Annotated in this window: 21 protein-coding genes; 8 read left to right on the top strand and 13 right to left on the bottom strand. The window is 59.5% G+C overall.

Going from position 1 to position 21222, the window contains the following annotated elements; genetic code table 11:
• Nucleotides 1–23 precede the first annotated feature (23 nt).
• Together moaB and glp are read left to right on the top strand one after the other, a co-directional pair.
• Nucleotides 24–563: a molybdenum cofactor biosynthesis protein B gene (gene moaB / locus ACP3TY_RS06350; RefSeq protein ID WP_053122265.1), complete on the top strand. Its 540-nt coding sequence runs from the start codon at nt 24–26 to the stop codon at nt 561–563.
• Nucleotides 547–1773: a gephyrin-like molybdotransferase Glp gene (glp, locus tag ACP3TY_RS06355; RefSeq protein ID WP_426619513.1), complete on the top strand. Its 1227-nt coding sequence runs from the start codon at nt 547–549 to the stop codon at nt 1771–1773. The genes moaB and glp overlap by 17 nt, the downstream gene beginning before the upstream one ends.
• Nucleotides 1774–1833: 60 nt before the next feature.
• Here glp and ACP3TY_RS06360 read toward each other — a convergent pair whose 3' ends face one another.
• The gene (locus ACP3TY_RS06360) at nt 1834–2142 is read right to left on the bottom strand and encodes a hypothetical protein (protein ID WP_172680133.1); all 309 of its coding nucleotides are present in this window, start codon (nt 2140–2142) and stop codon (nt 1834–1836) included.
• Between the two features lie 316 nt (nt 2143–2458).
• Here ACP3TY_RS06360 and yegS point away from each other — a divergent pair, with 316 nt between their 5' ends.
• Nucleotides 2459–3376 carry a lipid kinase YegS gene (yegS, locus tag ACP3TY_RS06365; RefSeq protein ID WP_053122259.1) on the top strand — a complete coding sequence of 306 codons (918 nt, stop codon included), beginning with the start codon at nt 2459–2461 and terminating at the stop codon, nt 3374–3376.
• Here yegS and ACP3TY_RS06370 read toward each other — a convergent pair.
• The 3 genes from ACP3TY_RS06370 to ACP3TY_RS06380 form a co-directional block, all read right to left on the bottom strand.
• Nucleotides 3360–4019 (bottom strand): response regulator, encoded by a 660-nt coding sequence (locus ACP3TY_RS06370; protein ID WP_053122257.1) that lies wholly within the window; start codon nt 4017–4019, stop codon nt 3360–3362. The genes yegS and ACP3TY_RS06370 overlap by 17 nt on opposite strands.
• Nucleotides 4016–4909: a sensor histidine kinase gene (locus ACP3TY_RS06375; RefSeq protein WP_426619514.1), complete on the bottom strand. Its 894-nt coding sequence runs from the start codon at nt 4907–4909 to the stop codon at nt 4016–4018. Before ACP3TY_RS06375 ends, ACP3TY_RS06370 begins: the two co-directional genes overlap by 4 nt.
• Nucleotides 4910–5384: 475 nt before the next feature.
• The gene (locus tag ACP3TY_RS06380) at nt 5385–5855 is read right to left on the bottom strand and encodes a hypothetical protein (RefSeq protein ID WP_426619515.1); all 471 of its coding nucleotides are present in this window, start codon (nt 5853–5855) and stop codon (nt 5385–5387) included.
• A gap of 456 nt (nt 5856–6311) precedes the next feature.
• On the opposite strand from ACP3TY_RS06380, the gene ACP3TY_RS06385 reads away from it, so the two are divergent.
• Entirely contained in the window at nt 6312–7247 is a 936-nt protein-coding gene (locus tag ACP3TY_RS06385) for a chemotaxis protein CheV (protein ID WP_007908676.1), read from the top strand.
• A gap of 166 nt (nt 7248–7413) precedes the next feature.
• Nucleotides 7414–8220 (top strand): MOSC domain-containing protein, encoded by an 807-nt coding sequence (locus ACP3TY_RS06390; RefSeq protein ID WP_053122252.1) that lies wholly within the window; start codon nt 7414–7416, stop codon nt 8218–8220.
• A gap of 73 nt (nt 8221–8293) precedes the next feature.
• Here the strand turns inward: ACP3TY_RS06390 and ACP3TY_RS06395 are convergent, their stop codons facing one another.
• The 8 genes from ACP3TY_RS06395 to ACP3TY_RS06430 all read right to left on the bottom strand — a co-directional run bounded on the left by ACP3TY_RS06395 (nt 8294) and on the right by ACP3TY_RS06430 (nt 17648).
• Nucleotides 8294–8578 carry a pyrimidine/purine nucleoside phosphorylase gene (locus ACP3TY_RS06395; RefSeq protein ID WP_400648323.1) on the bottom strand — a complete coding sequence of 95 codons (285 nt, stop codon included), beginning with the start codon at nt 8576–8578 and terminating at the stop codon, nt 8294–8296.
• 105 nt (nt 8579–8683) lie between these two features.
• The gene (locus ACP3TY_RS06400) at nt 8684–9226 is read right to left on the bottom strand and encodes an exonuclease domain-containing protein (RefSeq protein WP_159815673.1); all 543 of its coding nucleotides are present in this window, start codon (nt 9224–9226) and stop codon (nt 8684–8686) included.
• Between the two features lie 70 nt (nt 9227–9296).
• Nucleotides 9297–11258: an acetyl/propionyl/methylcrotonyl-CoA carboxylase subunit alpha gene (locus ACP3TY_RS06405; RefSeq protein ID WP_426619516.1), complete on the bottom strand. Its 1962-nt coding sequence runs from the start codon at nt 11256–11258 to the stop codon at nt 9297–9299.
• A gap of 120 nt (nt 11259–11378) precedes the next feature.
• A complete protein-coding gene (locus tag ACP3TY_RS06410; RefSeq protein WP_426619517.1) occupies nt 11379–12176 on the bottom strand; it encodes an enoyl-CoA hydratase/isomerase family protein in 798 nt (265 codons plus the stop codon).
• Nucleotides 12173–13330: a citronellyl-CoA dehydrogenase gene (atuD, locus tag ACP3TY_RS06415; protein ID WP_426619518.1), complete on the bottom strand. Its 1158-nt coding sequence runs from the start codon at nt 13328–13330 to the stop codon at nt 12173–12175. The genes ACP3TY_RS06410 and atuD overlap by 4 nt, the downstream gene beginning before the upstream one ends.
• Before the next feature lie 31 nt (nt 13331–13361).
• Nucleotides 13362–14978, bottom strand: coding sequence for a geranyl-CoA carboxylase subunit beta (atuC, locus tag ACP3TY_RS06420; RefSeq protein ID WP_053122241.1), 1617 nt, complete (start codon nt 14976–14978; stop codon nt 13362–13364).
• Between the two features lie 3 nt (nt 14979–14981).
• Nucleotides 14982–15851: an SDR family oxidoreductase gene (locus tag ACP3TY_RS06425; RefSeq protein WP_053122238.1), complete on the bottom strand. Its 870-nt coding sequence runs from the start codon at nt 15849–15851 to the stop codon at nt 14982–14984.
• A gap of 12 nt (nt 15852–15863) precedes the next feature.
• Nucleotides 15864–17648, bottom strand: coding sequence for an acyclic terpene utilization AtuA family protein (locus ACP3TY_RS06430; protein WP_426619519.1), 1785 nt, complete (start codon nt 17646–17648; stop codon nt 15864–15866).
• Between the two features lie 185 nt (nt 17649–17833).
• On the opposite strand from ACP3TY_RS06430, the gene ACP3TY_RS06435 reads away from it, so the two are divergent.
• The 3 genes from ACP3TY_RS06435 to ACP3TY_RS06445 all read left to right on the top strand — a co-directional run bounded on the left by ACP3TY_RS06435 (nt 17834) and on the right by ACP3TY_RS06445 (nt 20447).
• Nucleotides 17834–18457 (top strand): TetR/AcrR family transcriptional regulator, encoded by a 624-nt coding sequence (locus tag ACP3TY_RS06435; RefSeq protein ID WP_212543684.1) that lies wholly within the window; start codon nt 17834–17836, stop codon nt 18455–18457.
• Nucleotides 18458–18548: 91 nt separating this feature from the next.
• On the top strand, nt 18549–19346 hold the full coding sequence (locus ACP3TY_RS06440) for a substrate-binding periplasmic protein (RefSeq protein ID WP_053122232.1): 798 nt from the start codon (nt 18549–18551) through the stop codon (nt 19344–19346).
• An 87-nt stretch (nt 19347–19433) separates the two neighbouring features.
• On the top strand, nt 19434–20447 hold the full coding sequence (locus ACP3TY_RS06445) for a GNAT family N-acetyltransferase (RefSeq protein ID WP_426619520.1): 1014 nt from the start codon (nt 19434–19436) through the stop codon (nt 20445–20447).
• Nucleotides 20448–20557: 110 nt separating this feature from the next.
• Here ACP3TY_RS06445 and ACP3TY_RS06450 read toward each other — a convergent pair whose 3' ends face one another.
• Nucleotides 20558–21112 carry an RNA polymerase factor sigma-70 gene (locus ACP3TY_RS06450; RefSeq protein WP_053122228.1) on the bottom strand — a complete coding sequence of 185 codons (555 nt, stop codon included), beginning with the start codon at nt 21110–21112 and terminating at the stop codon, nt 20558–20560.
• Nucleotides 21113–21222: the final 110 nt, after the last annotated feature.

The following is a 21222-nucleotide window of genomic DNA, read 5'->3' on the forward strand; positions in this document are numbered from 1 at the left end:
TTCTCCTACAACTGGACGAGCCTATGAAAGCCAAGGCTGATGTACCTTTCGCACCGCTCAATATTGCCGTGCTGACTGTCAGCGATACCCGAACACTGGAAACCGATACCTCAGGTCAGGTCTTTGTCGATCGCCTGTTGGCGGCCGGCCACAACCTGGCCGAGCGGGTTCTGCTCAAAGATGATCTGTATAAAATTCGTGCGCAAGTCGCCAACTGGATCGCCGACGATGTTGTGCAGGTCGTGTTGATCACTGGCGGCACCGGCTTCACCGGCCGTGACAGTACGCCGGAAGCGGTGGCCTGTCTGCTCGACAAACAGGTCGATGGCTTTGGCGAATTGTTCCGCCAGATCTCGGTGGCCGATATCGGCACCTCAACCGTGCAATCCCGCGCACTGGCCGGTTTGGCCAACGGCACGCTAGTGTGCTGCCTGCCGGGTTCGACCAATGCGGTACGCACCGGTTGGGACGGGATTCTCGCCGAGCAACTGGATTCCCGTCACCGCCCATGCAATTTCGTCCCCCATCTGAAACAGGCGGCGCCTTGTGAATCCCGTGGGTAAGCCGGGCAAGACTGGTGCGCTGATGCCTGTCGAAGTGGCATTGGCGCGGCTGCTGGAAATGGCCGAGGCCTCGCCAATCGTCGAGCGTGAGTATTTGCCGCTCGCTGAGGTTCAGGGGCGCGTGCTGGCCGAGGATCTGGTTTCGACGCTGGATCTGCCGCCGTGGCCGAACAGTGCGATGGACGGTTACGCGCTGAATCTGGCCGACTGGACGGGCGAGCCGTTGCCGGTCAGCCAGAAAATATTCGCCGGGCAAGCGCCTGAACCTTTGCAGCGTGGAACCTGTGCTCGAATCTTCACCGGCGCACCTGTGCCGGCCGGAGCCGATTGTGTCGAGATGCAGGAAAACGCCGAAGTCATGGCGGACGGCCGTGTAGGTTTTTCCGAAGCCATGAAAGTCGGGCAGAACATTCGTCCGCAGGGCCAGGAAACCACGGTGGGTGAACTCGTCCTGTCGGCCGGCACTCGCCTGGGGCCGATCGAGCAGGGCTTGTCCGCTTCATTGGGCCGCGCCGGCCTGAATGTCGTGCGCAAGGTGCGCGTAGCCGTGCTGTCGACCGGCGATGAACTGATTGAGCCCGGTCAGGCATTGGGGCCGGGGCAGATTTACAACAGTAACCGTGTGGTGCTGTGCAGCTGGTTGCAGCGGTTGGGCTGCGAAGTGATCGATGCCGGGATTCTTCCGGACAATCTGGCGACGACCCGAGAGCGTTTGGGCGAATTGCAGGATGTCGATCTGATTCTCTCCACTGGTGGTGTTTCGGTCGGTGAGGCGGATTTTCTCGGCATCGCATTGAGGGAAGAGGGCGAGCTCGCCTTGTGGAAGCTGGCGATCAAACCCGGGAAACCGCTGACCTTCGGCCATTTTCGCAACGTACCGGTAATCGGCCTGCCGGGTAACCCTGCCTCGACGCTGGTGACCTTCGCCCTGTTAACCCGACCATATCTGTTGCGGCGCCAAGGCGTGCAAGACGTTGAACCCCTCAAGTTCCGCGTGCCGGCCGGGTTCAACTGGCCAGTGGCTGGCAACCGTCGTGAGTACTTGCGCGGACGGCTGGAACAGGGCCGGGCAATCATCTATCGCAATCAAAGCTCCGGCGTTTTGCGCAGTGCGGCCTGGGCTGACGGTCTGGTCGAGGTGCTTGAGGGCCGGACGCTGGTTGAGGGCGACGAAGCTGTCTTCATTCCCCTGAGTGAGCTTCTGGGTTAACTGCCTCGGTATCCGCAGGTGCTGGCGAGTGTCGCCGGCACCTGCGGGCCCGCTCAGGCGTCAGTGAGCCATGAGCGAAATGATCTGGTCAAAACGACTGTTGGCTATCCATCCCAGCAAACCCATCACGACGGCTGTTGCGCCTGCCGCGTAGGCGAGGCGATGCTTGATGGTTCTGACATCGCCCCTGACTTCATCCATGTCCCTGCGGATGTATTTGAGGTGGGTTTCCAGCTCGGTGACGCGAGGTTCCATGTTCGTTTCTCCAGTGGTTTTGGCGCCGCTGTGGAAGTCAGTGGTGTGGCTGGTGCGACTTTGCGCGAGTGGAGCAACCGGGCTCACTGGCAGTCTGGCTTCATGACTATGCATTGATGTTGACGCCTGCTGGAAATGGACGCGGGTCGCTAACGGTGTCAATGAAAGTATCGAAAGCCCTAGAGGTGTATCCACTCATTACATGCACATCCTTGTGTGTTTTCAGATTGAAGATTGATACCGCCGACGCACGATCTACCAATGGCTGGAGTTGGTCAATGCAGCCAATTCATCACATCTTGTAAGAAAAATCCCAGCCCTGTAGGACGCGTGCGCCGAGACGCCTGAATTAATTACGGTTCTTGCGGCTTTTTTCCGTGCGCCAGTTGTCAAGATGTCTCATACCGAATCCATTCACGGAGTGATTGCAATGAGTGAACGCAGGGCGCTGTTGATTCTGCATGGCAAGCAGGCACTCAACGAGGCGGTTCGTGCCGCCGTCGAAAGTAAACGCGAACAAGGCTGGGAGCTGGCCGTGCGCCTGACCTGGGAGGGCGGCGATGCCGAGCGTCTGGTCGAAGAGGCGCTGGCGGCTGGCTATAAACAGATTATCGCTGGTGGGGGCGATGGCACCTTGCGTGATATCGCCCAGGCGCTGGCGGCGCATCCGGGCGAAGCCAGCCTGGTGCTGTTGCCGCTGGGTACGGCGAACGATTTTTCCCGTGCGGCGGGCGTTCCGCTGGAGCCGGCAGAGGCTCTTGAGTTGCTCGATGTGCCTGCACGCGACATCGATCTGGGCCAGGTTGGCGGGCAGATTTTCCTCAATATGGCCACTGGCGGTTTTGGTAGCCAGGTCACGGCCAATACTTCTGAGGACTTGAAGAAAGTACTCGGTGGCGCGGCCTACCTGTTCACCGGTCTGTCGCGCTTCAGTGAGCTGCATGCAGCCTATGGCGAGTTGCAGGGGCCGGATTTCCACTGGCGTGGCGAGCTGCTGGCGCTGGGCATCGGCAATGGCCGTCAGGCGGGCGGTGGGCACGTGCTGTGTCCGCAGGCACTGGCCGATGATGGTCTTTTGGACATCAGCATTCTGCCGGCGCCACAGGAGTTGGTGGGTACCTTGAAGAATCTGCTCACTGATGGCTTCGGCCTCGACAACATGTTCGTGCGGACACGTTTGCCGTGGGTCGAAATCAAGGTGTCTGAAGGGCTTTACATCAATCTGGATGGTGAGCCACTGGAAGGCGATAGCCTGCGCTTCGAAGCGCGCCCTGCGGCATTGCAGGTGCATTTGCCTGAGGACTCTCCGCTGTTGAGCGCTACAACGCCGATCAGTCGTCCAGACTGATGATCTGTTCGCGCACGGCGAACAGCACCAGGCCCGCCACATCGTAGATCTGCAGACGTTTCATGATCTGCGCGCGGTGGGTCTCGACGGTTTTGATGCTCAGGCCCAGGCCGTTGGCGATTTCCCGGGTCGACTTGCCGCGCACGATCAGTCGGAGGATTTCCAGTTGGCGTGCCGTCAGGTTGTGCGAATCGGTGGTGTCCGGCTGGCCTTTTTGATTGCGAACCAGAGCTTGGTTGATCACCGTGTGGGCGATCGCCGGACTTAGATAACGCTCGTTATTGCGCAGCGCGTCCAGCGCGTGTTCAAGCTCGGTGCCGGTGGTGTCCTTGAGCAGATAACCGTAAGCGCCGGATTCCAGCGCCTGCATGATCAGCGCCGGGTCGGTGTGCATCGACAGGATCAGCACTTTGCTTTGCGGGCGCACGCGTTTGAGTCGCTGCAACGCTTCGAGGCCGCCGGTTTCCTTCATGGAAATATCCAGCAAGACAATATCGGGGTTCAGCAGCTCGACCATTTCAAGCAACTGCGAGCCATCATTGGCCTCGCCGATTACCGCGTAACCGGGAATATCCATAACCAGAGCGCGCACGCCGGCCCTGATCAGCGAGTGGTCATCCACCAGAAGTAAGTTACAAGTCAACGCATAACCTTATTCGTACTGGCCCGCTCGAGTGCGCGCGGCGCCCAGGGGAAAAGTGCTTCGATTTGAGTGCCTTTGCCCGGTTCGCTGATCACGCTCAGGGTGCCACCCAGTTGTTCGATCCGTTCGGCCATGCCGGCCATGCCACGTTGTCCTTCCCGCCCCGGATTGACGGCCGGCGCGAAGCCCTGGCCATCATCGCTGATCAGCAGGGTCAAGCCCTTGGGCAAGCGCTGCACGCGAATCAGCAGGTTTTTCGCCTGGGCGTGACGCAGGATGTTGGTCACTGCCTCCTGCGCAATACGAAACGCAGCGACGGCCATTTCTTCCGGAATACCGTTCAAGCGCTGCTGGCAATCGAGGCTCCAGTGCACGTCGGTGTTGGTCAATGTCTTGAGCAGGTGCGCGCGCAGGCTCGCTTCAAGGCCAAGGCTGGTCAGTTGCCGTGGGTTGAGGATGGCCGATACGTCGCGGACTTTGTTGAGGGTTTCTTCGAGGGTGTCGCAGAGGACGGTGCATTGCTCCTGCAAATCCTCCGGCATACGGCGTTTCAGCCAGTCGCTTTGCAATTTGGCGGCGGTCAGCAATTGGCCGATGTCATCGTGAAGCTCGCGGCTGAGGCGGTGGCGTTCGTTTTCCTGGACTTCCAGCAGGCGGTCAGCCAGTTCCTGTGGCTGGAACTTGATCGATTTGCGTGACAGGCGATATTGCACCCAGACGCACGCCGTGGCTGCGATGTCGAGCAACAACAGACCCAGGCCCAACGGCTTGGAAAAACCGTAGGTCAGAAGGCTGCCCAGCGCAGCGGCGACACACAGGATGAGTGTGAACCGGCGGGCATTTTCCCGGGAGGGTGGCCATGTTGTGAGGGTCTTTATGCTGGCGTACATAACGGATGGAGCCAATGGATGTTCGCTGCGGGTAGACCGGTCGGTGGCTGACGGGTCTCTGTCTGGAAATGCTGTCAATTATGTGAATGATTTCAACTGGCTACAGTGAGCGGTAGTTAACCGCCAACTTCTCTGGACGCCGATCAATGAAATCACTTTGCCATTAATTTGAAAGCAACTTATGGGCGGCATAGTACCACTTAAGATACCGTTGGTCGCGCCTGCTCTATATGTCCAATGAGTCAGGAAAGACGCCATTATGGACGTATGTTCCATAATGGAAAAAAGTCGAAGTATGTTATTCGACAGATAAACAAATTGACTAAATCACGATTCTTAACACACAGGAAAACCCTGAGGCGGGCTGAAAATTATCCGTCGTGTCAGGTGGGTTTATTTAGTTCGATATGTCGCTGGCAGGTATGAACTATTCAATAACGACATTAAATGAGTAGTGCCCAAGCCTGACGCCAGATCAGGCCTGTCGCTCAGAGAACGACAGAGGTGGCAAACGTTTGCCCGGCAAAGGCATCTGGAACTGGCTTTGCCCGACATGAAAGGCGAACGCTTCGATTAATGAGGCCTGTTCGCTGCCATCAAGGCTCAGTTGCCCGGTCTTCACATCGACCAGCTCCAGTTGCCAGGCCATCAGCGTGAAGCAATCTTTCAAGGCGCTCAGCGCTTGTTCGTGCAGATCGACGTGATCCTGGGTCAGATTGAGCAGGCTGTAGATGTGCAGGGAAAACTCGGAAATCGCTTCCAGCGCCAGTGCCTCAGCTCTGCCGGCGAGCTTGAGCAGTGTGCCCTGCATGCACGCGATGGCATCCTTGTCATTGCTGATCAGTTGCAGATGGCTCAGGCATTCTTCCGACTTGGCCAGCAGCGTCTCAGCCTCGAGCAGAAATTCGGGGAAGCGTTGCACCCAGTCTTTACGGTCGATTGGCATGCTTACCTCCACAGCGTCATGTCTGATGGGGGAGTGCCGTGTGTGGCGACGATCGTGAATCGTCGGCAGATCGCGCCCAGACGTGCCGCAGGTGCACAGGCTGAGGATTTCCAGGGGATGGGTTGCCACTGAGTTGCGATCGCACACAATAGCCTGACTCCGTTCATGCAATGAGAATGGCGTCACATTAATGGCTATTGGATATCGCGAATATCAGGTTGGGCCTGATTGATACTAGGGGAATCCCTTAGGCGCGGGAACCTACCGTGCAAACCGAGGTCGCGCCGCAAAGACTGTAGCAGATGAAAACAACCGAGCCAGTAAAGCATGATGTTAATGTGACATCAATGCCCGGTTGTGGCATTTTGATGGCTAATTTCGCAGCAATCAAGATTCGTCATTAACTGCCGATAAAGCCAGTTAGTGAATTCATCTGAACAAGCCCAGGAGTCATTGATGGCCGGCATTCTCGACACGGTAGACCAACGCACGCAACTGGTGGGTGAGAATCGCCTGGAAATTCTCATGTTTCGTCTGGCTGGACGCCAATTGTTTGCGATCAACGTGTTCAAGGTTCAGGAAGTCCTGCAACTGCCGAAGCTGACCCTGATGCCGCAGCGTCACCCGTTCGTATGCGGCGTGGTCAACCTGCGCGGGCAGACCTTGCCGGTGATCGATCTGTCCCAGGCGATCGGCATGCGTCCGTTGGTGCCGGGCCCGAACAGCACCATCATCGTCACTGAATACAACCGCTCGGTGCAGGCCTTCCTTGTGGGCGGTGTGGATCGCATCGTCAACATGAACTGGGAAGCCATTTTGCCGCCACCGACCAGCGCTGGCCGTCAGCATTACCTGACCGCGATCAGCAAGGTCGACGATCAGTTGGTGGAAATCATCGACGTCGAGAAAGTCCTCGCCGAAATCGTCCCGTACAACGCCAAGGTCTCGCGGGAAAAGCTCGAAGACCCGGTGCTCGAACGTGCCCGTGGTCGCGAAGTGCTGCTGGTCGACGATTCCAACGTGGCGCTCTCGCAACTGCGTGACACCCTTGGCCAGTTGGGCGTGAAGATGCACATCGCCAGCGACGGTTTGAAGGCGCTGAACATGCTCAAGGCCTGGGCTGACACCGGCGTGAACATGACTGACAAGTTGCTGATGATCTTCACCGACGCGGAAATGCCGGAAATGGACGGTTACCGTCTGACCACCGAAATCCGCAACGACCCGCGTTTGCGGGGGCTGTACGTGGTACTGCACACGTCGCTGTCGGGCAGCTTCAACGACTCGATGGTGAAGAAGGTTGGCTGCGATAACTTCCTCTCGAAATTCCAGCCGGACAAACTGGTCGACGTGGTGCGCCAGCGCCTGATGCTCGACGAAGTCCCTGCCTGATCACACACCCTTTGTAGGAGTGAGCCTGCTCGCGATAGCGGTTTGTCAGCCCCCAATCATTATCTGACACACCGCTATCGCGAGCAGGCTCACTCCTACAGTTTGCTCTTTGATTCCCTGACCAAGCTCGTATAGGGTGGCGTTTTTATCCTCCAGGAAGCTGGCCATGCTGCGTCTGAGCGCGCTTTATCGTTACCCGTTGAAATCCGGCAAAGTCGATGTGCTGCAAAGCGTCGACCTCGACAAGCTGGGGCTCGATGGCGACCGACGCTGGATGCTCGTGGACGAAGCCAGCGGCCGCTTCCTGACCCAGCGTGCTGTAGCAAAAATGAGCCAGTTGTCGGCGCTCTGGAATGCGCAGGGCGGTCTGACCCTGAGCGCGCCGCAACAGTCTTCCATCGAAATCGCTTTGCCGGGCAGCGACGCCGAACTGCGCGGCGTGACTATCTGGCGTGACACTTTGCGCGTGCCGGATGCCGGTGATGAGGCGGCGCGTTGGGTCAGCGAGTTCATCGGCAAACCGACACGTCTGGTGCAAGTGCCGCTGGATCGTGCGCGCACCACGCCGTCAGGTGTCGGCAAGGATGATGATCAGGTCGCGTTCGCCGACGGTTTTCCGCTGCTGCTGATTGGCGAGGCGTCGCTGCAAGATCTGTCGCAACGGGTCGGGCGACCGCTGGAGATGCTGCGTTTTCGCCCGAATCTGGTGATCGAAGGCAGCGAAGCGTATGCCGAGGATGGCTGGAAACGCATCCGTATCGGCGACGTCGAGTTCCGCGTGGTCAAGCCGTGCGCGCGCTGCATCCTTACCACCATCGACCCGCAGACTGGCGAGCGCAGTGCCGATCGTGAACCGCTGGCGACCTTGCAGAAATACCGCGCCGAAGCCGATGGCGCGATGTTCGGTCAGAACCTGGTGAACGACAGCAATGGTCGACTCGAGGTCGGAATGCCGGTGGAAATCCTCGAATAAGCCGCCCCTGAAACGAAAAATGCCCGAGTCCTTGGACCCGGGCATTTTTATTGGCGCTGTGGAAACCGACGACTTAGCCGCGGTACTCGCACAGGTAAGCGGTATCAACCGCGACTTTCAGCTGGAATTTGCTGTTCGCCGGAACGTTGAACTGGCTGCCGGCGGCGAAGGTTTCCCAGTCGCTGCTGTCGGGCAGTTTCACGATCAGTGCGCCGGAGACCACGTGCATGATTTCACGCTGGCTGGTGCCGAATTCGTATTCGCCCGGGGCCATGACGCCAATGGTCGCCGGACCTTCAGCGGTGCCAAAGGCGATCGACTTGACGGTGCCGTCGAAGTACTCGTTGACTTTAAACATGGGCGATTCCTCGAAAAGGGCTCAAAAATGGAGGCGGCCAGTATGCACAAGGCTTTGGGCGCCGTCACCTGCCCGGCGCCTGTCCAGCCAGTTCTCGAATTGACCCTAGAGTGGCAAAACCAGCGGCAACAATCGTGCGGTGTTGCGCGCATCTTCCAGCGCCCGGTGTTGCTGACCGCTGAACTGCATGCCGGCCAGTTGCAGCGCGCCGTTAAGCCCCAGCGGCCGCTCCAGGCGTCGGGCCTTGGCGAAGCGTTGTTTGAGGTTCATGTGCGGCACTCGACTCAGGCCGCTGTCGATCTGCAGGCGCTGCCATTCCTGGAGCAGTTGTTTGCGGTCGTAATCGCCCCAACTGGCCCAACCTTCAAGACGTGATTGATGCTGCGCGAGCCAGCGTTCGAACGCCGGCCAGACCTCAGTCAGCGGTTGCGCCGTATCGATATTGGCCTGGGTGATGTGTGTCAGCTCGCGACAGAACGGCGTCAGCAACGGCCGTCGAGTCGGTTTGACGAAGCGTTGGAAGTGATCCTGCTCGCGCCCGGCACGATCGACCAGCGTCGCGCCGATCTCGATAATTTCCATCTCGGTGACCGGCCAGCCACCCTCATCGGTGGTGGCTTCCAGATCTATGACCAGCCAGTGGGGCATCGCAGGGTTCCTGATTTGTACGTTCTGATTATTCAGAGCGTAGCCAAACCCTGCGTTTGCGCTCGGCTGACTACTCCACCTGCAACAGAACCTGACGATTTTTTACCTGATCGCCGACTTTGACCTGCACCCGCTTCAGCACGCCGTCGATGCCGGCCTTGAGCGGGTGCTCCATTTTCATTGCCTCCAGTACCACCAGCAGCTGACCTTTGCTGACCGGGCTGCCTTCGCTGACCAACACGTCGACGATGGCGCCGTCCATGGGCGCTTTCAAGGTGCCGGAACTGACGCTGGTCTGACTGCCGATCACCGCGTGAGTTCGATCCTCCAAGCGCAGGCTGCCGGGGTGAGTGAACAGCCAGAGTTGTTCGCCATCGAGACGACAGGCGTGGCGTTGGCGCAAGCCGTCGACTTCCAGCGTTATCGAGTGGGCGTCTTGATCGATGAGTTTCAATGCCAGTGTGCGTTCGGCGACTTGCACTTTGAACGCACCTTGCGGCTCAGCGAGCAGTTGCAGCGTCCAGTTTTGCTCATCAAGACCGAGGCGAAAATGCAGCGGCACACTGGCGTTATTACGCCAGCCGGACAGCGGCGCGCGGTGACTGAGGGCGCTGGTTTGATAGAACAACACTGCCGCGATGGCCAGGTCTTCGGCACTCGGCGCGTAGCTGTTCAGGCACGCGTGATCGCTGAAATGCTGCGCGATAAATGCCGTGCTGAACTCACCGCTGATGAACTGCGGATGTTGCAGCAGGCTGACCAGCAACCGCTGATTGCTTTGCACACCCAGCAACACCGAGTCCTCCACTGCGCGCAGGAGTTTGCGTCGAGCCTCGTCGCGAGTAGCGCCGTGGGCGATCAGTTTACCGAGCATCGGGTCGTAGAACGGGCTGATCAATTGCCCTTCGCGCAGACCATGATCGATGCGCGCGCCGTGTTGCAGCGCGGGCTCCCACGCCTCTACACAACCGGTTTGCGGCAAGAAATCCTGCGCAGGGTCCTCTGCGTAAAGGCGCACTTCCATCGCGTGGCCATTGAGTTGCACCTGATCCTGAGTCAGCGGTAAAGGCTGACCTTCGGCGACCCATAATTGCCAGGCGACCAGATCCAGCCCGGTGATTAGTTCTGTCACCGGATGCTCGACCTGCAAGCGAGTGTTCATTTCCAAAAAGTAGAACTGCCCGCGTGCATCGAGCAGGAATTCCACGGTGCCAGCGCCGACATAATTCACCGCACGTCCAGCCTTGAGAGCCGCTTCACCCATGGCGTGACGCAACTCGGCGGTCATCACCGGGCAGGGCGCTTCTTCGATGACTTTCTGATGGCGGCGCTGCACCGAGCAATCGCGCTCGCCGAGGTAGATCAGGTTGCCGTGTTGGTCGCCGAACAGTTGCACTTCGACATGCCGTGGTTCGATCAACGCCTGTTCAAGAATCAATTCGTCGCTGCCAAAACCGTTCAACGCTTCCGAACGCGCGGTACGCAGTTGCGCCGGTAAATCAGAGCCATCGTGCAGCAGACGCATGCCGCGACCGCCGCCACCGGCGCTGGCCTTGATCATCAATGGATAGCCGATGCGCTCGGCTTCGCGCAGCAGGGTCGCGTCGTCCTGCTCGGCGCCTTGGTAGCCGGCGATGCACGGTACACCGGCGTCGAGCATGGCGATTTTCGAGCGGCGTTTGCTGCCCATCAATTCGATGGCTGCGACGCTCGGGCCGATGAACGTCAGGCCAGCCTGTTCGCAGGCGCGGGCGAACTCGGCGTTTTCCGAGAGAAAGCCGTAACCGGGATGAATGGCGTCGGCACCGCTGCGGCGCGCGGCGTCGATGATCGCCGGGATGTTCAGGTAGGACTGCTGCACGGGGGCGAGGCCGATGTGCACGGCTTGATCGGCGATTTGCACGTGTAGGGCGTCGGCGTCGGCGTCGCTGTAGACGGCGACGGTTCGGTAGCCGAGGGCTTGGGCGGTGCGCTGGATGCGGCAGGCGATTTCACCGCGGTTGGCGATCAGGATTTTTTGGATGGCGGGCATGGTGGGTTTCCTGAGGTTTTTGCGGTGGGTTGGATGGCCTCTTCGCGAGCAGGCTCGCTCCCACAAGGGATTTGCGTCGTTCACAAAACCTGTGGGAGCGAGCCTGCTCGCGAAGCTTTTTCAGGTGGCCCACCGTGGTTTACGCTTCTGCACAAAAGCCATGGTGCCCTCGATCCCTTCTTCTCCCGTCACCGCTTCGCTAAACCACTGCGCCGCTACATCAAGCAATTCACTCGATGGCTGCCCGGCACTCGCCAGCAACAATTTCTTGGTCACGGCATTCGCCTCCGGCGCACAACACAGCACGTGTTGCAGCACCTCATCCAGTCGCTCAGCCAGCGCCTGCGCATCCTGCTCGACAAAATGCACCAGCCCCAAACGGCGTGCCTGATGCCCGTCAAAACGTGCGGCGGTCAGCGCCAGTCGCCGCGCCTCGGTCAGGCCAATGCGCTGCACCACAAACGGCGCGATCTGCGCCGGCAGCAAGCCGAGGCTGGTTTCCGGCAAACCGAATTGCGCCTGATGATCAGCAATCGCAATGTCGCTGACACACGCCAGCCCAAAACCGCCGCCGAGCACTGCGCCTTGCAGCACCGTGATCAACACTTGCGGCGCGTGCTGCGCTTCTTCCAGCAAAGCCCCGAACGCACGATTCAAATCACGGTAAGCATCCGCACCCTGAGCACGGGCACTGGCCATGTCCTTGATATCGCCCCCGGCACAGAAATGCCCGCCGGCGCCGCTGAGCACCAGAGCGCGAACGCTGCGATCCTTGCGTACCGACGCCAGCACCGCGCGCAATTCGCTGACCATTTGCAGGCTCATCGCATTGCGGCTGTCCGGGCGATTGAGGGTGATGTGCAGCACGCCGCCATGCAGTTTCAGCAATAGCGTCTGGCATTCCGGCAGGCTGCTCATTTCTTTTTCCCCGGCAGGATGCCCATCAGTTTGCAGATGATCCCCAGCATGATTTCGTCGGCGCCGCCGCCAATCGACACCAGCCGCACATCGCGATAGGCGCGGGCCACCGGGTTGTCCCACATGAAGCCCATGCCGCCCCAATATTGCAGGCAACTGTCGCTGACTTCGCGCCCGAGGCGCCCGGCCTTGAGCTTGGCCATCGACGCCAGGCGCGTGACGTCCTGGCCTTTGATGTACTGCTCGGTGGCCTGATAGACCAGCGCGCGCAGGCATTCGATCTCGGTTTGCAGTTCGGCGAGGCGAAAGTGGATGACCTGATTGTCGATCAGCGCATTGCCGAAGGTCTTGCGCTCCTTGCAGTACTCAATGGTGCTGTCGACGCAATATTCCAGACCCTTGATCATGTTCGCCGCACCGAACAGACGTTCTTCCTGAAACTGCAGCATCTGCATCATGAACCCGGCGCCTTCGTGGCCGACGCGGTTGCGCTGCGGCACGCGCACGTCGTCGAAAAACACCTGTGCAGTTTCCGAGCTGCGCATGCCGAGCTTGTCGAGGTGAGAACTCAGGCTGATGCCCGGCGTGTTCATCGGCACCATGATCAGCGACTTGTTGATGTGCGGTTTATCGTCGGAAGTATTCGCCAGCAGGCAGATGAAATCAGCACTCGGCGAGTTGGTGATCCACATCTTGCTGCCGTTGATCACGTAGTCGTCGCCGTCCTTGCGCGCGGTGGTTTTCAGCCCGGCAACGTCGGAGCCAGCGCCGACCTCGGAAACGCCGATGCAGCCAACCTGCTCGCCGGTGATCGCCGGACGCAGAAACTCTTCGCGCAAGTCATCGGAACCAAAACGGGCGAGGGCGGGCGTACACATGTCGGTCTGCACGCCGATCGACATCGGAATGCCGCCGCAATGAATGGTGCCGAACTCTTCAGCGGCGACAATCGAATAGCTGTAATCGAGACCCATGCCGCCGAATTTTTCCGGTTTGGAAATACCGAGCAAACCGAGGTCGCCGGCCTTGCGGAAAATCTCGTGGATGGGAAAGCGTCCGGCCTTTTCCCATTCATCGACGTGCGGATTGATCTCGTGCTCGACGAACTGGCGGACGGTACGGCGCAGGGCTTCGTGTTCCGGGGTGAAGATCATTTTTTATTGTTCTCCGTAAGATCCGTGGCGATCAGAACCGGCTGACGCCGAAGCTGTTGGGTTGCAGCGTGCGAATGTCGGCTTCGTGGCAGATGTCCAGCAAATAGCCGAGCAGGGTGCGCGTATCGCGTGGATCGATCAGCCCGTCGTCCCACAGATTGGCGCTGCCATAGAGCGCGGTGGACTGGCTGTCGAGTTTCTGCGCGGTGACCTGTTCAAGCATGTCGAGCATTTTCGGATCCGGCGTCAAACCGTCCTTGAGCTGTTTGGCTTCGGTAACGATGCGCAGAACTTTACCGGCCTGCGCGCCGCCCATTACAGCGGTGCGGCTGTTCGGCCAGGCAAAGATAAAGCGCGGATCGAGACCGCGTCCGCACATCGCATAGTTCCCGGCACCGTAGGAGCCGCCGACGACGATGGTCAGTTTAGGCACCCGCGCGTTGGCCACCGCTTGAATCAGTTTCGAGCCGTGTTTGATCACGCCTTGCTGTTCCGATTCGGTGCCGACCATGAAACCGGTGGTGTTGTGGAAAAACAGCAACGGCGTCTGGCTCTGATCGCACAGCTGAATGAACTGCGCCGCTTTGCTCGCACCGTTCGGCGTGATCGGACCGTTGTTGCCGATGAAACCGCAGGCGCGACCCTGAATCTTCAATTGCCCGCAAAGGGTTTGCTGATCGAACTCACCCTTGAATTCCAGAAAGCAGGATTCGTCGGCGATGCGCGCGATGATTTCACGCACGTCGTAGGGTTTTTTCGGATCGTCGGGGATCAAGCCGAGCAGTTCTTCGATGGGGTAGAGCGGCTCTTTGTATTGCGGCTCCGGCAGCCATGGCAGTTGTTCATTCCACGGCAGCATTCGCAGAATTTCACGCACCTGACGCACGCCGTCGGCATCGTTTTCCGCCAGGTATTCAGCCGTGCCGGCGACCTGCGCGTGCATCTCGGCGCCGCCGAGTTCCTCATCGGTGGCGACTTCCCCCGTGGCCGCTTTGAGTAACGGCGGGCCGGCCAAAAACAGCTTGGCCTTGCCGCGCACCACCACCACATAATCCGACAGCCCCGGCTGATAAGCGCCGCCCGCCGTGGCTGAGCCGTGCACCACGGTGATCTGTGGCAAACCCATCGCCGACATCCGCGCCTGGTTGGCAAAACTGCGCGCACCTTCGACAAAAATATCCGCCGCGTAATTGAGGTTGGCACCGCCGCTTTCGGCGAGGGTAATCACCGGCAGTTTGTTTTCCTGAGCGATCTGTTGCAGGCGCAGGGATTTTTTCAAACCGCTCGGTGAGATCGTGCCGCCCTTGATCGCACTGTTGTTGGCCACGACCATGGCGCGGATGCCACAAACGTAACCGATGCCGGCGATCAGTCCGCCACCGGCCGAGCTGCCGTCCTTGTCGTCATGCAACTTGTAGCCGGCGAGACTGGCCAGTTCGAGAAACGGCGCGCCGGGATCGAGCAACAGATTCAGGCGTTCGCGCGGCAGTAACTGTCCGCGCTTGTCGAATTTGGCTTTGGCTTCGGCGGCTTTGTTCAGCAGGTTTTGTTCGAGTTGCTGCACTTGCTCGATGGCCACGAGCATTGCCGCACGGTTACGGGCAAAGGCCTCGCTGTGCGGATCGAGTTGGGACTGGATCTGCGGCATGGCTTACTCCTTGTCCTTCAGCACGTCTGGAAGGTAGGCGCGATGGAAGCCATTGAACGACTCGCTGTGAGTCGCTTTGTGCAACGGCCACGCACGGCTGCCGAGGCTGGCCGCGCCATCGATTTTCAATGTGCTGCCGCTAATAAATGCCGCCGCCGGACTGAGCAGAAACACAATCGCTGCGCTGACTTCCGATTCGGTGCCAATGCGCTTGAGCGGCACATGCTCGCGCAGGGTCGGAATCACCGCTTTGAACGCGCCTTCGTAAGTGTCCATGCCGCTGGAGGCGATCCAGCCCGGCGCCACCGCATTGACCCGCACCCCGGCATAACCCCATTCAAACGCGGCGGTTTTGGTGAAGTTGTCCATGCCCGAACGCGCCGCGCCGGAGTGGCCCATGCCGGGCATGCCGCCCCACATGTCGGCGAGCATGTTGACGATGCTGCCGCCGTGTTTGCTCATCGACTGATTGAAGACTTCCCGCGCCATCAGAAAACCGCCGACCAGATTGGTACGCAGCACGGTTTCGAAACCTTTCTGATTGATCGAAGCCAGCGGCGACGGGTATTGGCCGCCAGCGTTGTTGACCAGACCATGAATCGGCCCGTGCTCGGCGATCAGTTCCTTGACCAGTTGTTTTACCGCTTCTTCATCACGAATATCGCAGGCCTGCCAATGCGCGCGGCCGCCGTCCTCGGCAATTTCGGCGGCGACCTTTTCCAGTTTTTCCGGTTTGCGCCCGACCAGCAGCACGTTGGCGCCGAGCGCTGCCAGTTCGTGCGCGGTGCAACGGCCGATGCCGCTGCCGCCACCGGTGACGATGATGGTCTGGCCGCTGAACAGCTCGGCATTGAAAATCGACGCGTAAGCCATGCACACCATCCTCTAGTCGAACTGTTCGGCGATGCTCTGCGGCACCGGGATCTGGATTTCCAATAATTGCTGGGCGAAGGCTTTGCCTTGCGGGTCGATGCGCAGACTGGCCACGCCGCCACCGCCGAGAGCGTTTTCCAATAGAAAGTTGAGACTGTGGGTGCCGGGCAGATACCAGCGTTCGACGCGGCCGTGGATTGGGTCGAGCACGTGGCTCATCCAGTCGACGATCACTGCCGGGGTCAACGCTTCGGCGATCCACGGCAAGTATTCGGGTTTGCGCGGCAGCACGCCGATGTTGCTGTGATTGCCCTTGTCACCCGAGCGCGCCACGGCGAGTTTCACCAGTGCCACGCTGGCATCGGCGCGGCCATGAGGTTTCGGCGGTTGCTGGGCAATCGGCAAGTCTTCGCTGTCGAGCGCGACCAACGAGGGCAGGGCGCAAGGATGGCGTTCACCGGCCAGATCGATCTGCAAGGTGCAGGCGTTTTTATCGATCAGGAATGAAAACAAACGGATCAGCGGATACACGGTTGGCCGTCCGCCAACGATGCCGGTCAGCCCGGGCGCCATGCCGGTCGCAGCCTGGGCGATTTCCCGGGAGAACAGAATCAGCGCCTGTTTGCTCGGGTGCCGCACGGCGAGTTTGATCACCACTTCGCGGCTGTCGCGACGTTGCCCGTGCGGGCCGTAAGTGGCTTCGCTGCCGAGCAGTTCGATGTGGGTTTCGCTGTAGGGCGCCCAGCCACGCTGGCTGAACATTTCCGCGGTCTTGTCGATGATTGCCTGACTGACGCGCTGCGCTTTTTCAACGGCATCGATACCGGCGATCAGGCAACTGGCGGTGCAGCGAAAGCCGTCCGGCCAGGTGGCGCTGACCTTGTATTTATCCGTCGGCGGCAGGCCTTTGGCGCCGTGAACGTGCACCGCGTTTTTGCCTTGCTGCTGAAGTTTGACCTCGGTGAAATCGCAGACGACGTCGGGCAATAGATAGGCCTGCGGATCGCCGATTTCGTAGAGCATTTGCTCGCCGACGGTCAGTGGCGTGACCAGTCCACCGGAACCTTCCGGTTTGCTGACGATAAATTGGCTGTCGGCGCTGACTTCGACGATTGGAAAACCGATGTGCTCGTAATCCGGCACGTCGCGCCAGTCGGTGAAATTACCGCCGGTGCATTGCGCGCCACATTCGATGATGTGCCCGGCCAGTGCGGCTTGCGCGAGTTTGTCGTAGTCGTGCCACGACCAGCCGAATTCGTGCACCAGCGCCGCGCTGACCACGGCGCTGTCGACCACGCGGCCGGTGATGACGATATCGGCGCCCAGTCGTAACGCTTCGACAATGCCCGGCGCACCGAGGTAGGCGTTGGTCGAGACGCACATCGGCGGCAACGGGGCGCCGCTGAACATTTCAGTGATGCCGCTGAGTTGTTTGAATTGTGGTTGCAGGTCATCGCCGAGCAACACGGCGATTTTCAGTGGGATGCCGGCCTTGTCGCAGGCCGCTTGCAGGGCAGCGGCGCAGGCTTGCGGGTTGACCCCGCCGGCATTGCTGATGACGCGGATATTTTGCTCGGCGAGTTGTGGCAGCAGCGGTGTGAGGACTTCGATAAAGTCCCCGGCGAACCCGGCCTGCGGGTCTTTCATGCGCGCGCCGGCCATGATCGACATGGTGATTTCGGCCAGATAGTCGAAGACCAGATAGTCCAGTTTGCCGCCGTCGACTAACTGCGCGGCGGCGGTCGAGGTGTCTCCCCAGAATGCACTGGCGCATCCGATGCGAACGGTGGTGGGCATTTTTATCTCCGACTCAGCAACCTGCGACAGAAGTGTCTGGAGGCTACCAAGCAAGCGCTTGGTTTGTAAACAGCGAAACACTATCTTCTGCCCAAGCGCTTGCTTGGTTGCCGTTGGGGGCTTAAATTGCGCGCAACCCTGCGGTTTCAGGGGGCAACAGACTGATCGACTGTAGGAGAGAACGGGTGGACGAGCAAAAAGCCCTGAGGGTCATGCGCGAATTGGTCGACGACGGCCAGTTGACCGACCCGGACAGCGCGCGCGGCAAACTGCTGCAAGTGGCGGCTCACCTGTTCCGTAATAAAGGCTACGAACGCACCACGGTGCGCGATCTGGCCGGTGCGGTGGGGATTCAGTCGGGAAGCATTTTTCATCACTTTAAAAGCAAGGACGAAATTCTCCGGGCGGTGATGGAAGAAACCATCCGTTACAACACGGCACTGATGCGCGCCGCGCTCGCCGATGCGAACAATGTGCGTGAGCGGGTGCTGGCGCTGATTCGCTGTGAATTGCAGTCGATCATGGGCGGCAGCGGCGAAGCGATGGCGGTGCTGGTGTATGAATGGCGTTCGTTGTCCGAAGAGGGCCAAGCCAAAGTGCTGGCGTTGCGCGATGTCTACGAAGACCTCTGGCTAGAGGTGCTCGGCGAAGCCAAAGAGGCCGGGTTTATTCGCGGCGACGTGTTTGTCACTCGACGTTTTCTCACCGGTGCGTTGTCCTGGACGACCACCTGGTTCCGTGCCGGCGGCAGTCTGAGCCTCGATCAACTGGCGGATGAGGCGCTGATTCTGGTGCTTGAAGAGCGCTGAGACGCTTTCTATCAGGCGGTGAAACTGGCTAACTGGGCGAAACCGCCTAGCTTGAATGCATTGATCGGTATTTTTCGGGGAGTGGGGTGTTTTGAAGTCTTCGCCAATTCGGACGGCGTCGGGCGTGATGCTCGCAGCGCTGGCGGCATTCTGGTTGTTGCCTGCGCAAGCAGCGCAACTGGTTCGAGTGGGCGCCGCGCACTTTCCGCCGTACACCATCCGCCCGGAAAACGGTGCCGATACCGGTCTGCTGCCGCAATTGGTCGAGTCGCTGAACCGCCTGCAAAAAGACTATCAATTCGTCCTCGTGCCGACTTCGATCCCGCGACGTTTCGGTGATTTCAAACAAGGCCGGATCGACATGGCGATCTTCGAGAACCCTGATTGGGGCTGGAAGGAAATCCCTCACACTGACGTCGACATGGGCCTTGAAGACGCCGAGATTTTCGTCGCGCAACGTGAAGACGGTCGCCAGCAGAACTATTTCGCTGACCTTAAAGGCAAGCGTCTGGCGTTGTTCAGCGGCTATCACTATGAGTTCGCCAACTTCAACGCCGACCCGAAATTCCTCGCGCAGAATTTCAACGCCACCCTGACCTATTCCCACGACAGCAACCTGCTGATGGTGCTGCGCGGGCGCGCCGACATTGCTCTGGTGACGCGCTCCTATCTGAGCGATTACCTGCTGCGCAACGAGAAGGTTCGCGACGAGTTGCTGGTGTCGCAACGCATTGATCAGGTTTACCACCATTACGCAATTCTGCGTCCCGCCGCGCCGATCACCGGCGAGGCGTTCGGCAAGCTGCTGCAAGGCCTGCGCGACAACGGCGAGATGCTGAAAATCTTCGATCCGTACAAGATTGCCGTGGTGCCAGTGCCGCATCACTGAGGCACTGATTTCTCTGCCAAGCCTAAATTTCCCCTGCCGGATCACGTCCCATCGTTGAACTGTCGACGATTATCGTGAGCCCGACCCATGTCCAATCTGAATGACCTGACTGCCTTGTCTTTGCCTTCGGGCAGCCAACTGGTAGCCGATGCCACCGAAAGCCGTCTGAGCCTGAGCCTGGACGGGCAACCATTGATTCGCCTGCGCCTCGATCGCGAGGCCAAAGGGCCGATCCAGATCGATGAGCGTTTCGCCTTGCCGCCGGGGCAAGCGCTGTGGGCAGCCTGTTATTGGCTGTTCGCCCGCGACCCTGAGTGCCAGCAATTGACCTGGCAACTCGATCAACCGCCGACCGAAGCTTTGCTCAGCGGTTTGCTGGTGAGCACCGAGGTGGCCGGCGAATATCGCTGCGAGCGCACGTTGTTCTGGCAACTGCCGCAACCTTGGCTCGGCACGTCGCTGACCGGCAGCTATCCGCAGCAAATGCTCATCAGCGCTGGCAAGCGCCATCCACTGCGACCGGTGAAACCGCGCGGTGAAGTCTATCGGCGTTTCGATGCGCGGCTGGGCGCGTGGATTTCCCTGCGCACGGTGGAAATCGAAGAGGATCTGCCGCGCTTCAACCGTTGGCAGAACAGCCCGCGTGTCGCCAGTTTCTGGCAGGAAGAAGGCAGCATCGAAAAGCACCGCGAATACCTGAGCAAACTTGACGCCGACCCGCACACGCTGACCCTGATCGGCTGTTTCGATGATCAGCCGTTCGCCTACTTCGAAGCTTATTGGGCCAAGGAAGATCGTATCGCGCCGTTCTACGATGCCGACGATTACGACCGGGGCATTCACATGCTGGTGGGGGAGGAGGATCACCGTGGCCCGCACAAAGTCGCGAGCTGGTTATCGGCGCTGGTGCATTACCTGTTTCTGGACGATCCGCGCACGCAACGCGTGGTCGCCGAACCGCGTGCCGATAACGCGAAGATGATTGGCCACATGCAGAACCAGTGCTTCCACTGCGAGAAGGAATTCGACTTCCCGCATAAGCGTGCGGCGCTGATGATTCTGGGGCGTGAGCGGTTTTTTGATCGGTGCAAGTTGGCTTGAGGTGATCTGAAAGCAAAAGATCGCAGCCTTCGGCAGCTCCTACATTTGGAATGCGTTCCCCTGTAGGAGCTGCCGAAGGCTGCGATCTTTTTCTATCTGTCGACCCGGTCTCAGCGCCGCCCCGCAATCACCACATCCCGACGACTGCTCGACACTTTGCGGCAGTGCACCAGCGCATCGCGAATCATGAAGTTGACCAGGGTCGGCGAAACACCGAGTTCCTTGGCGATGTCCTTTTGCGGCACGCCGTGCAAGCGGTACATCTCGAACGCGTAGCGAGTGCGGCTGGGCAGCTCGGTCAGTGCGTCGGCGATGTGCTCCAGGGTGGAGAAGTTGATGTGCGAGGTTTCCGGCGAAGCACCTTGAATGACCACGTTCAGCCCTTCCTCTTCAGGGCCTGAGTATTTCTGCTCCAGCGCCTGTTTGCGGTAGTGATCGATGGCCAGGTTGCGCACGATCTGGAACAGATAACTCAGTTGCGCCTTGATCGACGACGTGATCGGTGGCGCCGATTGCAGTCGGAAAAACGCATCCTGCACCACGTCTTCGGCACGTGACCGGCAGCCGGTAATGCGGGCCGCAATCTTGACCAGAATCAGTCGATTGTCGACGAATGCCTGAAGTAGCGGTGAATCGCACCTGCTTGTGGATACTGGTTCCGTCATGGAAATCACCTTGCTGCCAAATAGGTTAGTGGGACGCCTTGGGGAGACGGGGCCGTCCTACACATCGAGCGACAAATTATGTTGAATGATAATGATTGTCAATTGAGAAA

Origin of the sequence: Pseudomonas rustica, from assembly GCF_049959085.1 — a bacterium.
Taxonomy (GTDB): domain Bacteria; phylum Pseudomonadota; class Gammaproteobacteria; order Pseudomonadales; family Pseudomonadaceae; genus Aquipseudomonas; species Aquipseudomonas rustica.